The following is a 19561-nucleotide window of genomic DNA, read 5'->3' on the forward strand; positions in this document are numbered from 1 at the left end:
TGATTACTCATCACGGCATAAGCACAGACATCAATACAAAATACGGAAGCCAACATCAATAGCTTTTCTTCAACCCAATCCCTGCGGTGTTCGTATGATTTACCAGTAAATTTATCTTCGCCACAGAGAAATGCGCGCCTGACGCAACGAGAAATACAGTGATAGTATTTGGTGTCGGTTAAACTGATTTGTCTTTTACGGGCAGTCGCCATCATTTGGTTTCCTCAATCCATTGAGTGCAGAACTAAAGCTTAGGCGGTATCTCATCAAGGTGCAAATTAGTGGTGGGTGTCTGGTTTAAAGGTAGTGGGTGTCTGGTTTAAAGGTAGTGGGTGTCTGGTTTAAAGGTATTAAGTTCAAACCCATTTGGCAATACTCCCGATAAACGCGCTTATGGTTAAACGGATAACCTTTAAAACGAAGACGCCCATAGCATTTCCAGAATCCAGCTCTGGGGGACTTTTTTAATTCTGCATTGATGGCATCAATGACAGCTGCGTCAGCCTTTCGCCAGTCTCGTTCTGGGCGGTAGTAGGTAGCGCGACCAATACCGACAAACTTGCACGCTTTTAAAATACTTATACCCGCTTGAACCATTGTGCTGGCGCAACTTCGCTTCTGCGCTGTCACCAACCCTTTTTTGCGAATAACTCCTTTATCGCATGATTTTCCAAACTGACATCTGCGTACATCTTTTTAAGCTTGGCATTCTCTTCTTCGAGCTCTTTCAGGCGCTTAACATCTGACGCTTCCATACCGCCATATTTAGCTTTCCAGTTGTAGTAAGTGGCGCTACTGATCCCATGCTTGCGGCACACTTCTTCAACCTTCATACCCGCATCGGTTTCTTTGAGCACAGCTATGATCTGAGATTCTGTAAAACGTGACTTTTTCATCGTTGTCTCCTTTTTGTGGTATTACAGAAAACTCTAATTAAACATGTCTCATGTTAAGGGAAGTGGACACCCGCATATGCGGAATAAAATGCTTGGCTATAATTGGTGAGGTACGAACCAAGCCAAGCTTTTTGATCCCGTTCATAATGCGCTTGTTAGGTAAACTTATTCGTATTGGCTAGAATTCAACTCTAATTCCATACCTCTCTTCACAAGACTCAATGATTTCGACCATGTCTTGCATGCCAGATATAACTGTTTCTGAAGGCCTAGGAGGACCATTTTCAAGCATTTCTTCCATGTTTTCCATTACTGAATTTGCTAGTTCGGCATGTTCACTTAGTGCATTGCTAAATTCTGAATACTTCGCAGGCTCCCATTTCTCTTGAGCTATTTTTGCGGTGCATCTACATAGCTTTTCTAATTTTTCAAATTCACCTTCACTGGTAGGCGCAATTAAGAACTGTAGGTTCTGTGAAACACTTTCTAACTCACTCAAGTTAACTTCCTTAGCTTTCAAAATTGGGGATAACAGAATAATAATTATTAAAGTAATAGTTTTCATTGGTATCTCATGTTTACCTAACGCCTTAATAAACGGCGTAAAATAGCAGGCTAAAATTAGCGACGAAGGAGCACAAGCCTGCTGTTTTGCGTCCTTTGGTTAAAGCGTTTGTTAGGCATACATTAACCGTGGTGTCGGCGGATATGCTTTATTAAACCTGCTTCGTTAAATTCTAATGAAACAATATTCGTTTTACTATATTCAATGGTTTTATCTAAATGTGCAGGCTTAACTTTACCCATTTCAGTCATTTTGATAAAAACAACATTAGCACCTACCATGATTTCCTTTATTTCAATATTACTGTTTATAACTTCATCTTTTAGTTTACCAACCATGTCTGAACGGAGTTTCGTTTTATCAGTATACGTAAACTTAAATTTAACATGTTCATCGATAAAGTTATCTGACAATAAAGATATATAATGGTCGATTTCTTTAGTGGTTGTATTTGGTTGTTGACGTGAATTTTTGGCTGATACAAATGCCTTTGCTTTTTCAATTAATTGTTCTGCCGTGAACTTGTCATTTGCAGAAATTGAGAAAGAAAAAATAAGGAATATGAATACTAAAGTTAATTTTATCACCGAACTCTCCTTGTATGCCTAACGCCTCAGTTAAAAGGCAAAATTTAATTGGCTATAATGTGAAGCGGAGCGAAACCAGCCAACTGAATTTTGTCCGCTTTTAAACTGTTTGTTAGCAGTACTTACCAGACTTTCCACCAAAGCTTTTGAACACCAGGATGAGATACTTTTAAATACTGCGGCTCACTTTTAATACCTGATTCTGACACTGCTGTTATTTTTATTTTAATATCAAAAGCCTCTTGTTCTTCCGAATTGCCATCAAACCAGACGAAATAGTACTCGTCCTTTTCTTCGAGGAAATCAGCAAGCGTAATTGCTTTGTCGGAAAATAGAGTGTCTTCAAATGTCCCCTCTACTAACTCAAAAATATAACCTTGTTCAATAGTTGGAATGTTTTTGAGTTTTAAAACAATAGAGCCAACATCAGAACATGAACCATGATTTCCATCATCAGTGCCTCTGTGAACTCCATCTACCTCAAAAACAGGTTTGACAGGTTCGGTAGTACCATTTCCTGTGACTTCAAAGTACTTTGAAGTTGGCATCATTGAGCATGCTAATGCATCAAAAGAAATAAGACTTAAAATTAACACTAAAATTCGATTCATACTCTTGTACTGCTAATGCTCCGCATAACGGGCTTTAAAAGTTTTGGCTATAATAACGAGCGCAGCGAGTGAAGCCAAACTTTTAAAGTCCATTTCGTTGATGCGTTTGTTAGGTTTCGTCTTCATAAAACCACATTGGGACGTGTGCTTCCATAAACTCTTTTAATATTTTCAACGACTCAAGTGAATCTTTTTTGGCAAATTCAACAGGATCATAAATTTTACTTTCTAGTATTTTTTTGTCCAAGGAGTTGTCTTTGAAGCCTGCTTTAGCATGTACATAAGGGTTTCTAATAAGCCTTAGTTCGTTTAGCCGACTATATAAGTCGAAGCTTATATAGTTTTGCTGCTTAGCAGAGTCTAGTATTTTTTGAATGAAGCTTCAGCGATGCTATTTTGCCCACTCATTGTAAAATGGCCAGACAAGCTATGCTCAATGAACGCTTGGCAAAGCTGGATTACAGCCATATAGTTTCCTGAAACGTAGCTATTTGCCAATTCATGTAAAGCTAATTCAGATTGAGTACCTCCAAATAGTAACTTGTCTCCTTGGGGGCCAAATAATTCATTCAATTCAACCAGTCTTTTAACACGCTCATTCTGTGTTTGTTCTTGGTCTTCAAGATAACCTTCAACTACGACTTTTATAAAATCACTGTATTCCATTACTCCCTCAAGAAACCTAACGCCTTAATAAACGGCGAAAAATAGCAGGCTAAACTAAGCGAAGAATGAGCGCAAGCCTGCTGTTTTGCGTCCATTGTTTAATTAATTTGTTATGTGTAAATTACTCGAACTCACCATATTCCCAATCTGCATTGGCGTGTATTTTTTGTGCGAATGAACCGGGTTTTAAGCAGGTTAGTTCGTTAATAGTTGGGTCAGCTTTCGTCAAATGGCCAACACAAATAAGATGTGGCTCTGAGTTCTCAGGACAATCCTCATCATCACAGAAAAACTGCCAATCACCTTCGGGATCTCGAATACCTACTAATGCGGGTGACTCTTTATTAAAGACATGAGGGCAAACATATACCCCGTAATTATCATTAAACTCCATACTTCCCTTTACACATAACAATTTAATATCGACCCAATGGGTCGTTTCTCTACCGAGTCATGGGTCATTAATCTCATTGTACCAGTTTTATCATAATAGCTAACTTGTTGCTATACAGATATTTTTCATCATTATGAAAAGGATAAAAACGACCCAGTGGGTCGTTTTCTTGGCTATAGGAGAAATACGGCGAAACTGTATATAAATACAGTTAACTTTTAGAGCTAACTCAATGAAAGCTCGTTCGCCATTTTTAAACCATATCGTCAACTTTATGCTGACTAAGCAATATTCGGTCAGAACCGATGATACCCCGTTGAGCAAAGGTTTCTAGCTTGTTTTGGGGCAAAAATGAGTTGGCTGAACGGCCACTTTGTTGAGTTGCGGTAGCATTCACAACCATCACCTATGCGCTTAAAGCGGCCTGTCAGGCGAGTCTAATAAACCCACTCATTTAGACGGTAAGATTTGGGGGTAAGCTACTATACATTAGCTTATTTCTTTCTCACTTTAGGGCATTTTGAGGATAGTCCTGCTCTTATATGCCCAAGTTCTTGTCTCTAGTTGGCAAGGCTGATTCACTTTCAATAATTCACTAGTAGCAGGGAGCTTTTCGCTGTACTTTACAGTTTACCCTTACGTTTGAGCTCTTCTAACCGCTCTCGCTCTGCCAAAATCATCTTTAACATCTGAGTACGCAGCTGCGCTTCTTGCCCTTTTAACTCTGATAGTTGCTTCTCAAGTTCTTTTACTTCATCGGTCACCGTATTATCACGATACTTTTTGCTGCCGACATGCTCTGCAATAACGGCTCCGTCATCGGGCGTAATATCTTGTTGGTGGTTTATTTTCATAAAACGCTGTTCTCGGGATTGCATCAGCTTATCAATACGCTCTTGCAATGTATGAATTTGCGCTTGAATAAGATCCATCGCTTTTTCTAAGTTTTCGTAGTCTTCTTTAAAGACTGGATTATCTTCCTTATAACCCGTTGCCTCTTCATCAAGCTCCTTTGAGAGCACCACACGCTGATCTTGCTCATTCTCATTTTCAACTTCACTTTGAGGTAATGACTGAGCGTTTTGTGACACAGGTTGAGATGCAGCTGATGATTTAGACATAACGTCAGGTACTCTTGGTGATAAGCTTCCCTGATGTATTCGAATATCCATTTTCACTCCTTGGGATCAATACGATTAATTTGATGCTGACGACAGGGGTAAGTAATTAATGTTAGATCTCCTTATGCCCCGTTTACTCGCAGCTCCGCTTTACTTTATCGGTCAATCAAAAATAAACTTAAGACTATTTACCCTGAACTAGGGGTAGTAACTTGTTCTCTAGCAGCTATTACGCCTTTTGCGCTTAGGTGTTTTAGCTGACTAGCTCACTTTTACCCCACGTTCGGGTTATTTAAATTTTCGTTCCTAATTTAGTTTCCACTGTCTTCAAACTGACACAAACTCGCGACTAATTTGTCATAAAAGCGCGCAAAAATGATAGTTAAGCTAACTCGGCTAGGAAGTATGTTGGTATAGCCTCTTTTTTCGCGGGAGCGTTATGGAAAACAAGCATATTGCAGTAGTTACCGGTGCCTTTGGTGGTATTGGTTCTGCTATTACAAAAACACTCATTGAAAAAGACTTTTTTGTTATCGCCGTTGCGAGCGAAAGACGCAATGAGGCTGACTTTGATAATTGGCTTAATACGTTGCAAATCAATCCAGTAAACGTAAAGCCGTTATTTTTAGACGTCACCAATGCTGAACACTGCCACACTGCGATGACGCAAGTGTTACAAGAGTTTGGCAACATAGACTTACTGGTCAATAACGCGGGTATTACCAGAGATTCTGCATTTAAGAAGATGACACATACGCAGTGGAGCGAAGTCATAAACACTAACCTAAACTCTTTGTTTAATATGACAAACCCTGTTTTTTCTGCAATGTGTGCCAACCGCCAAGGTCGTATCATAAACATCTCTAGCGTAAATGGACTAAAAGGCCAGTTTGGTCAAACAAACTATTCTGCCGCTAAAGCCGGCATGATTGGCTTTACTAAAGCCCTAGCCTACGAAGGTGCTAGAAGTGGCGTTACCGTCAATGCTGTTGCACCCGGCTATACAGAAACGCCCATGGTAAGCGCTATGCGTGAAGATGTATTGAACAGCATAAAAGCACAAGTGCCCATGCAAAGGCTGGCGACTCCTGACGAAGTTGCCGCTGCGGTAGCCTACTTGGCATCAAAACAGGCGAGTTATATCACAGGAGAGACACTCTCTCTTAATGGCGGATTATACATGCAGTAATATCGCAACCACCAAAGGAATGAGCTGTACCTGATGTTTGGTGGCATTGTGGTTTATATAAAACCAATTTATTACTCTGAGATTTTGAGAAGAAATGTACTGGCTTTTTTAAAGCCCAGATTTCACAAGATTTATTGCGTTAACTCAATCCAAAACAAGGAAACGATCATGTACAGCGATTTATTTAAAACATTCAACGAGCAAACCGAGCAATTTTTCGCGCCAGCAATACAGTTCAATCAAATTGTTGCAAAAAATATCGAAGCGCTCTCTAAAATCCAGCTTCATAGTGCAGAGCAACTCACTAAAACCTCAATTGAGCAATTAAAGCAAGCGACTGAAATCAAAGATGCAAAGTCGATGATGGACTTTAATGCAAGTCAGTTAACTGCCCTAAACGTACTCAGCCAGCAAATGATCCAAGACGGTCAAAAGCTTTCGCAATTAGGTCAAGAGTTTAAAGACAGCCTAGAGTCTCTAAGCAAAGAAACACTAAAAACAGCAAAAGCGCAATAACCTCTAACACTGGGCGATCTCGATCGCCTTACCCGTTCAAAAAATAAAGGATTTTCCGGTATGGGCACTCAAGCAAATATTGAGCAAGGGTTGACCGCATGGTGGCAATATAATCAAGAATTGTGGCAACTGGCCGCCACCAACCTAGGTAAAGCGCATCCATTGCAACAGGCATTGAATGAACAAAACCAAGCTGATTTTCAGAGCTGGCTCAGTGCCATCAACCAACAGCCTGATTCTTTCTTAAAACAACAAAGTGAATGGTGGCAAACTCAATTTGCTATTTTCCAAAATAGTTTTATGCCACACACAACAGGAGAAAAAGCGCAGGTTGTTAGTCCAGAGCGTGGAGATAAACGTTTTGTTGACGCAGATTGGCAGGAAAACCCGTGGTTTAACTACCTAAAACAGAGCTACCTTTGGTTTGGGCAATCACTGCAAAATACCATTGAAAATACCCCGGGCCTTGACCCTAAACTCAAAGAGCGATTGGCGTTTTTTGCCAGACAGTCAGTAAATTCGATGTCACCAAGCAATTTTGTATCAACCAACCCTGAATTGCTTAGGCTAACGCTTGAGAGTAACGGCCAAAACTTGTTTGACGGTCTAGCACTACTGAAAAAAGATTTGGCCAAAAGTTCAGAAATGCTGCGTATAAGCATGACCAATGAGAATGCTTATACCCTTGGCGAGGATCTCGCTTGTACCCCAGGTAGAGTGGTATTTCAAAACCATTTATTTGAGCTGATCCAATATCACCCTTGTACTGAAGAAGTACACAAAACACCGCTATTGATCGTGCCTCCTTTTGTTAATAAGTACTATATACTTGACTTACGAGCTGACAATTCCTTGGTCAAATGGGCACTCGAACAGGGTTATTCGGTTTTGATGATCTCTTGGAAAAACCCAGATCCAAGTATGGCTAACATTGCTTTTGATGACTACGTTGTTGACGGCGTGTTATGCGCTTTAGAGCAAACAGAAAAACAAACCGGCGAAACCCAAGTCCATGCTATGGGTTACTGTATTGGTGGTACTTTACTGACGACTTGCATGGCTTATATTGCAGCAAAGCGCATGAAGCAAAGAGTGAAAAGTGCCACCCTGCTAACGACTATATTAGATTTCTCGCAACCTGGAGAGATAGGCGCTTTTATCAATGAGCCAACCATTAGTGCACTTGAGCAGTACAACAACCAGCATGGTGTAATGTCAGGCCACTTGCTTGGCACTTCTTTTAGTATGCTGCGAGAAAACAGCCTGTACTGGAATTACTTCGTCAACAACTATCTGAAAGGCAAAACACCTGCGGATTTAGACCTGCTCTATTGGAATAGTGATAGTACAAACCTAACCGCAGCATGCCACAACTTTATCTTACGTGAGCTATATCTCAATAACTGTCTTATCGAAGACAAAGCAGTGAGTATCCGAGGCACTAAAATTGACCTTGGCAAAGTAAAGCAACCGGTCTACTTTCTCTCTACGCGTGACGATCATATTGCGCTTTGGCAAGGGACATACGAAGGGGCTAAAAGGCTCAGTAGTTCAGTGACCTTTGTGCTTGGCGAATCAGGTCATATTGCAGGAGTGATCAATCCGCCAGGTGCAAATAAGTACGGTTTTTGGTTTGACGGGCAAGATAACGACGACCCAACTCAGTGGTTTGAATCAGCACAGCACCAAAGTGGTTCTTGGTGGCCGCACTGGGCACAGTGGTTACACCAATTAGCACCAGAACTTGTACCAGCAAGGGCTGCGCAAAGCGATGAACAGCCTGGTATTTATGATGCACCAGGCGAATATGTCAAACGCGTTATTTAGTCTCAACGATAAGTAACCTGAGCATGAGTAATTCATGCGTGCCTAGCAATTTGGATTTACAAAAGGTGCTCAGGTTATTTAGTTGTTCTAAATAAGAAGTTTTAACGCAGTTAGCGTCAGATTTACTCCGTCAAATTGAGCAAGTATTAACGCTAATTGGTATTACAGCATCCAATCTCTACTGCTATAAACTCAGCCTCTCAAGTTTTATCCCTCAACCAAATGCTTTCATTATTGACACCCTTAGTGAGTTTCGTCATGCTAACTCTCAAAAATATAGGGAAAGTACATGTTAGGTTTTATCTACGCTTTAATTGGAGTGGCTGTTTTAATTGCCTTATTACATTATAAAAAGGTAAAAACTGACACACGTCGTCGTACGTACATTCAAAATTACAATCTAACCTTCCTTAGACCTAAATTACGTAAGTATCACCCCGCACTATCAGATACGGATCTGGCGCAAGTAGAATCCGGCTTGAAGCAATTTTTTCTTGCTAATTTATTGCTCAAAGACCAATCTCTCGCTATGCCCTCAAAAGTAGTAGATACACTCTGGCATGAGTTTATATTGCATACCAAAACGTACCATGAGTTCTGCCAACAAGCTTTTGGCAGGTTTTTACACCATTGCCCATCAGAAGCAATGCAAGGCAGTAATAAAGCACAGCTCAGTATTCGTAAAACTTGGCGAGCCTGTTGCAGTATTGCCAGCATTTCGCCACGAAAACCACATCAACTGCCCATCCTATTTGCATTAGATGCACAGCTACACATACCCGACGGGTATTACTATACAACAGCTGAATTTCAATCAGATCAAACTGAACCGAAACATGACGATACGCTCGCCATTTATGCCGGAAACATCGGCTGTACGACACTAAAAAGTGGTGATGGTAACGCTGATGGCGCTGATAGTTCAGCATCCAGTTGTAGTAGTGGTTCCAGCTGTGGTAGTGGTTGTAGCAGCTAGCTTGATCCCTCCACTAAAATAGAGGCTCTTTACATTCGTTAACGTTGCACACTTATATTAACAGCAAAGATTAGCTACTATTTGTACCGGTTTAACTTATTGTAATTTGGTGATCCGGTGTCCATTATAAATAAACATTACAGCCTCGCCTTGTCTGCACTGCTGCTCTTTGGATGCAATCAACTGAGCGAAACGCAGCCAATATGGAAAATTGCGGCTGAAGGTATTATTTTTAATGGCCAACTGCAAACCCATCTATCGGCAACCTCGATACAATGTGAACAGTGTGAAATCGTCAACCAAACCGATATGCGCCCCTCAGGTCCTGCCAACTACACCTTGGTATCTGAGAGTAGTAAGCTAAAAGCAATTTGGGGCAAAAGCGGTAATGCGGCTTTGTACATACCTAATAATGTCGGTAGAACGTTAATAAACTTAGCCCCAGATACAGAAACTGGTGTGTGGTTGATGGACTTAGACAGTACGCCAAAGCCACTCAAAGTAGGCAAAGTAAATTACGTTATGTTAGGGGCACAAACCTATCAGGTTGTCATCAGCCCCACGTCTAAGCGCACCGACTTCGAGTACGCTGTTTTGGTGAAGTGATGTCAGCCTACTCACTCTCTTGAATAATTGTTACTGCATCCGGTTTTAGCCTGATAAGCTCCATTCCCTCTATGACTTTAGTTTCATCGAACTGTTCGCCGTTTTCATGCGCTTTATGCGCAAGATAGCGCTTAGTTTTTGCAATATCCAGCTTAAAATGTTCAACTTTACCGGTCGCAAAAGCACGCTTACCGATTGCAGACATCGGAAATACCATATCACCATCTCGGACTTTAACATTCAAACTTTCACCGTTATCGACTTGCAGTGTCATCCAACAACCACGCTTCTTACAGACTTTAGTTACCTTGCCTGATACTGTGATCTCACGTTCTTTAAACTCATTCACGTTTTCAAGTACCTCTGTAGCCGCAACAAGCTTATTCAAATCAGCGCCACCACCAAACTCAATGTTTTTAGCTTCGCTTGCCAGACTAAGTACCAGTACTGATAGCGCACATAGTGTACGTATTTTATTCATATTTTCTCCTTAAAAATAAATTCTGTTTACCTTACAAATCATATAACTATAAGTAATTAATTATTGCAATTAGATCTTATAACATCTAACATCCACGCCGCAACTGCAAATGGTAATTGTTTTTATTAAGGATTAATAAATGAAATACTCTACTCTCTCCTTCTGCATTTTTGCAGCGCTTTATGGTGCCACCGCTGATGCAGCAGCGCCTGACACCTCATCAGCTACTATCGAAAAAATTGAGGTACTTGGTCATAAGTTAACCACCCAAAATCATGATGTTGCCGCATCAGTCTCGGCACTAACCAAAGAACAAATCGCAAGGCAGCAAGCTGCAGATCTAAATCAAATACTTAAAACGCTACCCAATGTCGAGTTTTCAGGCAGTGTGACGCCGCTATCAGGACAGCCTGCAATTAGAGGATTGTACGGTGAGCGGGTTCATATCTCCGTCGATAATGTAAAACGTAAGATTGATTCTGATGGTAGCCAAAATATTGCACAAATTAACTCCCTTGGCATTAATCCTGATCAGCTTAAACAAATACAAGTGTTAAGAGGTGCTGACTCGCTAACTGTTGGCTCAGGTGCCATTGGCGGCAGCATACGCTTAGTCACTAAAAGTGCAGCTGATTACCTGCAAGATAATCAAGGGCTTGGAGCTAGTGTGTCTGTAACACACTTATCTGTTGCTGACGCAAATGATGTCAATGTCAGTATATTCCACTTAAATGATCACAGCGATACCGTATTGTCTTTCGGACAAGTAAAGTATAGTGACATTGATGTTGTCGCTGACGAACATACTGATGAAGAAGATGATATTCAACGTATCAGTAAAATCAAAAACGAATCCAAACGACAAAACGTTGCGCTAAAAAATACTTGGTACATTAACGATCACCACAGCCTCACAAGTAAAGTCGACTACAGTAAAACCGAGTCAATCGATCAACCATATGCGCAGCGTATGGACTTGGCAATTGCCTACCCCACGCTCGCTGAAGACTACAAAAATGATTATCTTGAAGGAATGGTTAACTATACCTATCAGGCCGACAATGACTTAATCGACCTAGATGTCCAAGCGTTTTTCTCTCGTAAGACCTATGACGAAATCACCAAAGGGTTTATCGAGCGTGGTAGCAATAAAATCAATTACGACAGTGCTAAAACGGGCGAGAGTAAACGCCATGGCTTGCGCGTGGCGAACTTATCAACCTTTACCGGCAAGGTAAAACACAAGCTCGCAATTGAGGCCCAATATGAAGCGGAGAGCTTTGACCAGCAACAATGGGATGATAACCCTGCCAACCTTTCAACCTACTACGGTGATAGCGACGCATCCAATTGGTCAATTTCTATAATCGATCAAAGCCAATGGTGGCAAGACAAATTGCTACTTACAGGGGGTGTAAGATTCGATCATTACAGCCGCTCTAGTGATCATTTTACCGGCTATCAAGATAATGACGACTCCGCACTTTCAGGTGAACTTGGTGTCACAATTAAAGCTGCTGAGCACCTTAATTTGTACGCAAAAACAGCGCAGGCCTTTCGAGCCCCCTCACTGCAAGAGCTGTACAAAAAAGATGAATGGCGTTGCCACATTGGTGGAAAGATATGTTTCAGTGAACCGCAACCAGATTTACAAGCGGAAGAATCACAAAACTACGAGATAGGCTTTGGACTAAATTGGCAAAATTTACACTATGCTGAAAACCTAAGTATCAAGGTTATGTATTTTGATACCGAAGTAGATAACTACATCGATAATGTTCCATTTATGTATTACATAGATGCCAATGGTACCAAACAACTTGGGTCGCTAGGTCCAGAGCCCAGCAACGGTATTCCCGTCGCAACACACCGTGATTATAGTGCCAAAAATATCGGTAAATTATTTAGTCATGGTGTTGAGATTGAGGCGCACTACTCCTTTGCTGCACTTGATATGTACCTGGGGTACGCGTCTATGAATATGGATGTAGAAGGGGTACCTAACTTCTATCTCGGCACAATCGATTATCAGTCGCAACCCTACTCAGAAGCGCCAGCTGACAAGCTCACTTGGAACAGCAACTATCAATTTAATGAAAACATTAACCTAGGTCTGCAACTATTACACTACCGAGCACAGCAACGCCTTGATGATGCGATGTTAGAGCGAGGGTTTGGTACAAAAACCTATACTGTTTACAATCTCAATGCCAAGTATCAAGGAACAGGAAGCTTATCAAATTTCTCCGCTCGCTTAGGGGTAGACAACCTCACTGATAAGCGCTATTTGCGTGCACCTGCAAGTGAAGCCAATGATCCTGCGGAGCTTGGTCGTAATATTAAAATGACAGTGCGATACCAATTTTAATATCAATTTTCTTACTTAAGCGGTCTATTTTGAGGCGAGAAAATCTTGTCGATTACCAAGTAACAATTTTGCTATTAAGTTGTTCTAGAAAGGAAGTTTTTAACGCTGTTAGCGTCAGATTTACGCCTTCAAATTGAGCAAGCATTAAGTCAAATTGGTATAACCTCAGACACAAAAATGCCGACAGTAAGCCGGCATTTTTTACGTGTTATTTGTACTTAATCTTTATAGCTTTTTTAGCTTCATATCAGTACCGAATACGAGGCCATGTTCAGCCACATCCATGCTAAACTCAAACACCATATTTTGCTCCAAGAGCGCATCGAGGCTTTCAGGGACAGGTTGTCCTGCTGACTTCAGTGCAGTTAGCATTGGTGTCAAAAAGGCCTGCATATCCATGCTAAAGTGCGTCATGCCATTACTCTCAAGTGCTTGGTCTGCCATTTTCTGTGCAACAACAGTAGACTTTTCACCAGTAAATAATACTAAGTGATCTCCTTTTAGCGCCAGTTTAATATCTATTCCTAGCGGCTGCGGAGAAGGGATATATTGATTAATTGAGATGGGGCTACCATCTTCAGGTATTTCAATTTGTGCAAGCATAGGAGCAAGACCTTTAACAGTATTCACCAATACTAATGGGTCTTCTGCTGAGAGCGTAATAAGTGCATCAACCGCTTTTGGCTCAGGCATCCCTTGAGCATTCTGATCTATTGATAAATCAAACACTGATGCGCTTACACCTTTTACAGAGTTAACCATACCAGTCATCATCGCCACTGCCATTGGACTATTTTGCTTAGCTTGTTGCTGCGCTGCGACAAGCTCTGCACAAGAAAACTCCGCTTTAGTAAAGCGACTCCATAAGGTGTTAGCAAGCGGTGCAATCTTAGCAACATCCACGCCGTATCCAAACCCTAGCACTTTGTCTTCATCATTAGTGACATGCGCAGGAATAAAGCCACGAATAGAACCAAGCGCTTTCATTAATTCTGTGTCTTTACCAACAACCACAGTGTCAATTTCAAAGTCGATTTCAGAATTAGTAAATTGAACCTTCTTAGTACCCATTACCGTTGCAGGCCACTGATTCGCAATTGCGCTGTAGTCAGCTTGGCATTCTGGCGTTCTGATGCTTGCAAGCTCTTCTGCGCCACCACCTAACTGCAATATGTTGTTCAGCATACGTGCCAAATCAGACTGCTTATTTGCTGTGATCCCATCAACTAACGCCACGTGATTTAAAAATGCAATTGACGCACCATCAAAGCCAAATTGCTCGTTGTACTTCTCAAGTTTTCCCGATTGTGCAAGTGATTGAGCAGGCTTGGCAATACCTAGTGCAATTTTTAGATCGGCTTCAGTGTTAATCGGTGTATTGAAAGTAGTGGTGATCCACTGTCCCTGAATAGAGGTGATCAGCTCAATATTGGCATCTGGGGCAACCTCAAGTTTGTAACGCGTCAGCGCCACGCCATCTAGCGTGTCTTCCTCGAATGTAATACCAGCGTCTTTAGCTGCCATTTTGATGGTACGGTTTAACGCTTCAGGATCTGCAAGTTCATAGCGAATTGAAGGTAACAAACCTACGGTATAGAACACACTTCTCACGGTGTCACCCATACCAAGGATAGCTTTCATTTGCTCAGGCGAAGTCATCGCTTGATTATACTGCTCTAATAATGTCGCCAAGAAGTTAAGATGCTTATTATTTTCCTGTCTGATTATTGCAGTTACTTCTTCAATATCTTGGATCTGCCTTAGTTCCTGTGGCATGAAAGAGAGGTATTTTTGCTGCTCAAAAGGCTGCAACTGCCCCCAAAAAACTGCAGTGTCAGCAGGCACATACTCTAGCTGTTCCATGGCTATGCTAGGTGAAGAAGGTTGAGTAGAAACATAAGCACCAACGGCAATAGCCACAGCACCTAAGCCAACGAGAAGTTTTGTATTCATAATATGATCCTTGTTATCACCACGAGACTAAATCCAGCTCGTGATCAATTATTCTTCCCTACGAACCGCAACGATTGCGAGCCTCAGAGGTCGTTGCCAGAACGCATGAATGCGTCCAAAAAAGCAGCGTAATTGTACCCTGATTATTGTCGCAATTCCATCAATTCACTCTATTTTGCAACAAGCCTATCCTCTGTGATCACACGCCAAAATAATTACTTAACCCGGCCTAACGTATAGCCTGAGCCAAAAACAAGTGTTTGTTCCAAGCTCAAGCATATTATTACCATGACTACTGAGCATTAGCCTCCACTGTTACGCCAGAATAGGCGGCGTAGCCGTAAAGTCCAATGTGCCATTGCCCTGCGGCCGGCGCTGTAATAGTACACAGCTCATTATTGCCGTTTTCATAAGGGCGACACTCATACAATTCGCTTGTTGGTTGTTGACCAAAACGGACATATAAATCGGCATCCCCTGTCCCTCCTGCTGCACTGATCTGTAAGCTTTGCGTTCCTTGTGCAACATCAAATGTATAATACTGCCATTGTCCTTTGCTTCCACCTTGATCTGGCCATTGTTTTTGCTTGCCTTGATCCGGCGGTGTGTCTGTCGAATAGGTCGCTGTCAAAGACACACCAGAATAATCACGGTAGCCATTAAGCATCACATAATAATTGCCTGACTGTACCGGTGTGATGGTACACACTTCATTATTGCCAGACTTATAGGGGCGACACTCAAAGTTGTTTGTGGTGGGTGGTGCATTAAAGAGTACGTACAAATCTACGTCACCTTGACCGCCGCGCGTCTCTACCGTCAATTGTGTCGCCGTCGGAGGCACTGCAATATAAAAGAGTGACTGTGATGCTTGTGCGCCTGTTAAATTGGTTTCAGCTTGACCACTGATCAACTCTGTCGGCAAAGGAGGCTCTATCACCGGTGTATCTATTACCGAAAGGTTATTTGCAGCTTTAAGTAAGTTTAGCTCCTCACCAATTTCTGTGGCATACCACCATGTCATATTCATAGGCAGCGCCAGCGGATCGGCGTCACGCTCAGCTTTAGTCAACGCCGTCGCATTACTAGAAAACTCTGCGGTACGTACTGTCAGCTTGTCATTAGTCACACTCAATACTTTAAACTGCTGAATACTAGCCAAGTCAATCGTCCAACTTTTTGGATCATTCGCACTTCTTGCAGGTGCTCCCCAGCTACCTTCACCCACATAAACCGTACCACCTTGTGTAGTTGCACTGAATCCATTACTGGTGGGGCTAAGTGCATAAGTGAGCTTATTAATATGGGTGTCAGACTCAACGACGAGGTTCATCGCATGGTCATAAAAAGTCTGCGCCCACCACGAGTGTAATATGGTATTGTCAGACTTACCTGAGTAGTGTGGATACATAGGTTTGTGGTACTGTGCAACACGCCATTTGGCGCCAGCTCCCTGCGACTGTAAATCACTTTTTAGCCAATTATTCATGGCTGTTGCATAATTCGACCAACCACTGTTTTTAAATTGACTATTTAGCGTATAAACCCGCAACAGGCCTGCGACATTAAACGCACCATAGGTGTCCTTTGCGGTGCACGTCCCATCTTGATCATAATCCACGCCAAATACTTGGCAGAGCGTTTTATAGTTATCATCTTCATGATTTCCATGCGTCGCGACAAACGGATAAATACGTTTATAAGCCAGCCCATTTATCAAGTCATCTGAAAATGTTAATTGCCAATCTTTTAGATACTCACGCATTTCAGAAGCTGAATTTGCATTGGTATAATCTCCACCGTGCATAATAAATAACGGCCTAATTTTGGCAATCAACGCATTCCCCTTGCGTCGCGTTGTCCATCCGGTGCGCGTATCACCACCAGCCACAGCGGTGATCCCCGATGCAGTTTGTGGTGCCGTTCTAAACCAAAGGCGCTGACCACACCCTTCAGAATCACACACGCGATAATACACGGCACTATTGGGTGTTAAGCCCGTTAACTTTACAAATGAACTTGAAAGGCCATTATCAAAAGTATGGGTCGCACTAACTGCGCCACTGCGCCAAGTTTGTTCATCGGTCGTATTGCCATATTTCACGATATGACCGGTTCCCGATGTGGCAGTAAAACCGATTGTGGCTGAGGTGCTAGGCTCTGCATCCCAAACAAGCCGATGATAATCACTGGCAGCCATGCTGCCAAAAGAGAGGCTCGTGGTAAGTAATAATGTTGCTGTATACGTGTATTTCATTTCCTTGGTCCTAGTTAAGCGTAATAGGCTCATTACCACTTAGAGCCGTAGAGAGTTGTATTGGTGGCGTTGCCACCAGCATCACAAAAGCAGCATTGTCATAAGGCAATGAAAGCGACTCTTTTGTATGAAAGTTCACCGCAACAGCCCCTCGCTTTTTACCTCTAAATGCACGAGGTAATTGGGCATCAGCTGCATTGCTCCAGTAATCACCATTTTTAATATGGGGGAAAAAATCACTCGCAATATGCGGACTACCTGGACTATTAGGTGTTTGAATTAACGAGCGCAGCTCTGCGGGGGTAGGCAAGCGCCACATAGTACTACCGCACAGTGCAGCACGGTTGGTGTTACGAATAAGGTCTTGGCTATCACAACGAGATGCTTCAAAGTAGCAATCCCCTTGATCAGCAATACCTGTATTACCATCGTACCAAGAGTAGCTCCAGTAACCGTCATGAATAGATTCATCGTCACGTTTGACTTCCCAAATGAGATTTAACTTTTTGTCGTATACACAATGCCACGGTCCTTGCCATGCTGATAACGGCTGCATATCACTCGTTACTTTGATAAAGCGACTATGCGCTGGCGCTTTGCGCTTTGGAGGCTCTCCCCACAAACAAGCGAAGGTCATCCCCACGATTATCAGCGTCAAAATAAAGCGTGAAGTGATATTCATAGCATATACCGCAACTGGATGGCTCTGTGATGTCGAGTGTGTGCAATTTGTGCATGATCAAAGGCCGATACCCACATACACACACCTGACTGTAAGTCTACATCAAGGGCTGAGTTAGTTTGGTGTTTCCTGACCAGCTCCAGTGTCCAATAACCATCCTGCCAACGCCCACGCGCTCTTACGTCCGCTCTATCCCCTTCAAAACGATTTGAGCGATACAACACCGATGGAAGTTGCTCACCTATTTTCGCGCTATCAGATTGTGGTGTGTAGACTGTACTAGAAAACCAATCAAGTACCTTATTTGGTGTTTCTTCAGCGGTAGGAATTGGCAGCCGTTTTGGGGTCACTGTGTCGGGTGAATACCAACGCCAATTCATTACATAAGCCCCACTTTCTTTACCATCAGCTTGGTAACCTGCGGTATAGCGCCGCTCTCCTAGCGCCACCTTTTTTGCCGCTCCAACAAAGTTGTCATCTGCCAAGTACATATCGTTGGTTCTTAGGGCCTTCCAATGCCACAGATCTCGTACACGACCGTCTGTACTGGCATGGTATCCTTTGCCGTGCCAATTTTGCGGTTTATCATTTAACGGGGTATCGCCATAATGGACAGTTCCATCTCCTCCCAGCTCACAGGTTGTCGACAGCATGATGGCAAATTTGTCTTCATAGTAAGTACGCTCATCAAAACGGTAAAAACCATCTTCTTGAACTTGCCACCCTGCTGCGGTTTTTTCCAACGGTAAGTGAGAGAGACTTTGGGTTGGATCTTGCCAACGGATCAGGAAAAAGGTTTCGCTGTGATTGCTCAGCGCCTTTATCTCCACCTCGCTACTACCATCGGTAAAGTTTGCCCCACCAAACGTAGTTAATGTCACGGGTTTTGCTCGAGACCATTCAGGCTCGTCACCAAGACCATCGATTTCAAGAAAACTGTGTTCAGACAGGGGCGCTATCTCTAATCGTAAATGCTGCGTCAACATAAAATATTGCACACCTAACCCTGAGCAATACACAAGCGCCATGCAACAGCTTAGCAGTACTAAGGCGTTTCTCGGTATCAACACACTCAGAACTCGTTTACCTTTATAGACAATATGCTTTACCCCATGTAACAGTAAATAAACCATAATGGCTGCGGCGCAAATACCATGAACAATGAGGCCAAGAGATTGTGGGCTTAACCATAATAACCAGCCCGTAATAATGGCAAGAATGATGCTGATATAACCAAACCAGTTAATAAGTTTGTCAAATTTGCTGGGCGTACCATAAAAGGGGTTACGAAGACTCACAAATGCAAATGCAATCGCAATCAAGGTCAGCACACAACCGGACAGTACATGCGTTGAGAGTATTGCACCTTGGGGCAATAACGGCGATAAAAATGCAAGAAAGTCATGGTTAATAATAGCCAAACGAGGGCCTGTGATCAGCCCAAACAAAATAACTACCACTGCCATCAAATGGAAAATAGCGAAACTACTTCGACGCACAAATGCTCCCCAACAAACAAAGTAAATACAGTGTAAACAAATAAATTTACATAAATATTTCATCTTTGAAAAGTAAAGTCTCACAAATAATCAGCATCTTGAATAACTAAAGCAGCTTGAGCAGTCATGTTTTAGCAATAACAAGGGTGCACTTAGCCTGTGCTTTGTTAAATAGAATTTACAATAAATATCAAACAGATAAAAAATAGAATAGAAAAAATCTGTAAGCTCTCCGTTACTAAAAAACACTAATATGGTAAAAAGACATCTCTAGGAAAGCTTTAAAAACAATAGCTTGACCAACTCTCGATTTCAGCGTCAAAGTCACTTATAAACCTGCTTGATTGGTGTAATGTGATGTAACTTG

Annotated in this window: 19 protein-coding genes and 2 pseudogenes; 6 read left to right on the forward strand and 15 right to left on the reverse strand. The window is 42.2% G+C overall.

Going from position 1 to position 19561, the window contains the following annotated elements; all coding sequences use genetic code 11:
- The 10 genes and pseudogenes from EAG18_RS19210 to EAG18_RS19250 form a co-directional block, all read right to left on the reverse strand.
- A pseudogene (locus EAG18_RS19210) lies at nt 1–212 on the reverse strand (transposase); the annotation flags it as partial.
- A 139-nt stretch (nt 213–351) separates the two neighbouring features.
- A pseudogene (locus EAG18_RS19215) lies at nt 352–896 on the reverse strand (transposase); the annotation flags it as partial.
- 178 nt (nt 897–1074) lie between these two features.
- Nucleotides 1075–1395, reverse strand: coding sequence for a hypothetical protein (locus EAG18_RS19220; RefSeq protein ID WP_125253975.1), 321 nt, complete (start codon nt 1393–1395; stop codon nt 1075–1077).
- A 188-nt stretch (nt 1396–1583) separates the two neighbouring features.
- A complete protein-coding gene (locus EAG18_RS19225) occupies nt 1584–2048 on the reverse strand; it encodes a nuclear transport factor 2 family protein (protein ID WP_125253976.1) in 465 nt (154 codons plus the stop codon).
- 122 nt (nt 2049–2170) lie between these two features.
- Nucleotides 2171–2659 (reverse strand): hypothetical protein, encoded by a 489-nt coding sequence (locus EAG18_RS19230; protein WP_125253977.1) that lies wholly within the window; start codon nt 2657–2659, stop codon nt 2171–2173.
- Between the two features lie 109 nt (nt 2660–2768).
- Nucleotides 2769–2906 carry a hypothetical protein gene (locus tag EAG18_RS22230; RefSeq protein WP_185745630.1) on the reverse strand — a complete coding sequence of 46 codons (138 nt, stop codon included), beginning with the start codon at nt 2904–2906 and terminating at the stop codon, nt 2769–2771.
- Between the two features lie 113 nt (nt 2907–3019).
- On the reverse strand, nt 3020–3325 hold the full coding sequence (locus tag EAG18_RS19235; protein ID WP_125253978.1) for a hypothetical protein: 306 nt from the start codon (nt 3323–3325) through the stop codon (nt 3020–3022).
- 121 nt (nt 3326–3446) lie between these two features.
- The gene (locus EAG18_RS19240; RefSeq protein ID WP_125253979.1) at nt 3447–3719 is read right to left on the reverse strand and encodes a hypothetical protein; all 273 of its coding nucleotides are present in this window, start codon (nt 3717–3719) and stop codon (nt 3447–3449) included.
- A 253-nt stretch (nt 3720–3972) separates the two neighbouring features.
- Nucleotides 3973–4116 (reverse strand): hypothetical protein, encoded by a 144-nt coding sequence (locus EAG18_RS22235; RefSeq protein WP_185745631.1) that lies wholly within the window; start codon nt 4114–4116, stop codon nt 3973–3975.
- A gap of 226 nt (nt 4117–4342) precedes the next feature.
- On the reverse strand, nt 4343–4891 hold the full coding sequence (locus EAG18_RS19250; RefSeq protein WP_125253980.1) for a hypothetical protein: 549 nt from the start codon (nt 4889–4891) through the stop codon (nt 4343–4345).
- A 388-nt stretch (nt 4892–5279) separates the two neighbouring features.
- On the opposite strand from EAG18_RS19250, the gene EAG18_RS19255 reads away from it, so the two are divergent.
- From EAG18_RS19255 to EAG18_RS19275, 5 genes are all read left to right on the forward strand, one after another.
- Nucleotides 5280–6029, forward strand: coding sequence for a 3-oxoacyl-ACP reductase (locus EAG18_RS19255; protein ID WP_125253981.1), 750 nt, complete (start codon nt 5280–5282; stop codon nt 6027–6029).
- 168 nt (nt 6030–6197) lie between these two features.
- Nucleotides 6198–6545 (forward strand): phasin family protein, encoded by a 348-nt coding sequence (locus EAG18_RS19260; protein ID WP_125253982.1) that lies wholly within the window; start codon nt 6198–6200, stop codon nt 6543–6545.
- A 60-nt stretch (nt 6546–6605) separates the two neighbouring features.
- Nucleotides 6606–8372 carry a class I poly(R)-hydroxyalkanoic acid synthase gene (phaC, locus tag EAG18_RS19265; RefSeq protein WP_125253983.1) on the forward strand — a complete coding sequence of 589 codons (1767 nt, stop codon included), beginning with the start codon at nt 6606–6608 and terminating at the stop codon, nt 8370–8372.
- 289 nt (nt 8373–8661) lie between these two features.
- A complete protein-coding gene (locus EAG18_RS19270) occupies nt 8662–9348 on the forward strand; it encodes a hypothetical protein (RefSeq protein WP_125253984.1) in 687 nt (228 codons plus the stop codon).
- Nucleotides 9349–9465: 117 nt separating this feature from the next.
- A complete protein-coding gene (locus tag EAG18_RS19275; protein WP_125253985.1) occupies nt 9466–9954 on the forward strand; it encodes a hypothetical protein in 489 nt (162 codons plus the stop codon).
- Nucleotides 9955–9961: 7 nt separating this feature from the next.
- On the opposite strand, the gene EAG18_RS19280 is transcribed toward EAG18_RS19275, so the two are convergent.
- Nucleotides 9962–10435, reverse strand: coding sequence for a DUF4920 domain-containing protein (locus tag EAG18_RS19280; protein ID WP_125253986.1), 474 nt, complete (start codon nt 10433–10435; stop codon nt 9962–9964).
- Nucleotides 10436–10574: 139 nt separating this feature from the next.
- Here EAG18_RS19280 and EAG18_RS19285 point away from each other — a divergent pair, with 139 nt between their 5' ends.
- Complete coding sequence (locus EAG18_RS19285; RefSeq protein WP_125253987.1) at nt 10575–12803, forward strand: TonB-dependent receptor; 2229 nt, start codon at nt 10575–10577, stop codon at nt 12801–12803.
- 225 nt (nt 12804–13028) lie between these two features.
- Here EAG18_RS19285 and EAG18_RS19290 read toward each other — a convergent pair whose 3' ends face one another.
- From EAG18_RS19290 to EAG18_RS19305, 4 genes are all read right to left on the reverse strand, one after another.
- Complete coding sequence (locus tag EAG18_RS19290; RefSeq protein WP_125253988.1) at nt 13029–14756, reverse strand: hypothetical protein; 1728 nt, start codon at nt 14754–14756, stop codon at nt 13029–13031.
- A gap of 292 nt (nt 14757–15048) precedes the next feature.
- Complete coding sequence (locus EAG18_RS19295; RefSeq protein ID WP_125253989.1) at nt 15049–17013, reverse strand: pre-peptidase C-terminal domain-containing protein; 1965 nt, start codon at nt 17011–17013, stop codon at nt 15049–15051.
- A gap of 10 nt (nt 17014–17023) precedes the next feature.
- On the reverse strand, nt 17024–17695 hold the full coding sequence (locus tag EAG18_RS19300; RefSeq protein WP_125253990.1) for a DUF1566 domain-containing protein: 672 nt from the start codon (nt 17693–17695) through the stop codon (nt 17024–17026).
- Entirely contained in the window at nt 17692–19194 is a 1503-nt protein-coding gene (locus tag EAG18_RS19305; protein ID WP_125253991.1) for an ethylbenzene dehydrogenase-related protein, read from the reverse strand. The genes EAG18_RS19300 and EAG18_RS19305 overlap by 4 nt, the downstream gene beginning before the upstream one ends.
- Nucleotides 19195–19561 lie beyond the last annotated feature (367 nt).

Origin of the sequence: Pseudoalteromonas sp. J010 (assembly GCF_003934235.1) — a bacterium.
Taxonomy (GTDB): domain Bacteria; phylum Pseudomonadota; class Gammaproteobacteria; order Enterobacterales; family Alteromonadaceae; genus Pseudoalteromonas; species Pseudoalteromonas peptidolytica.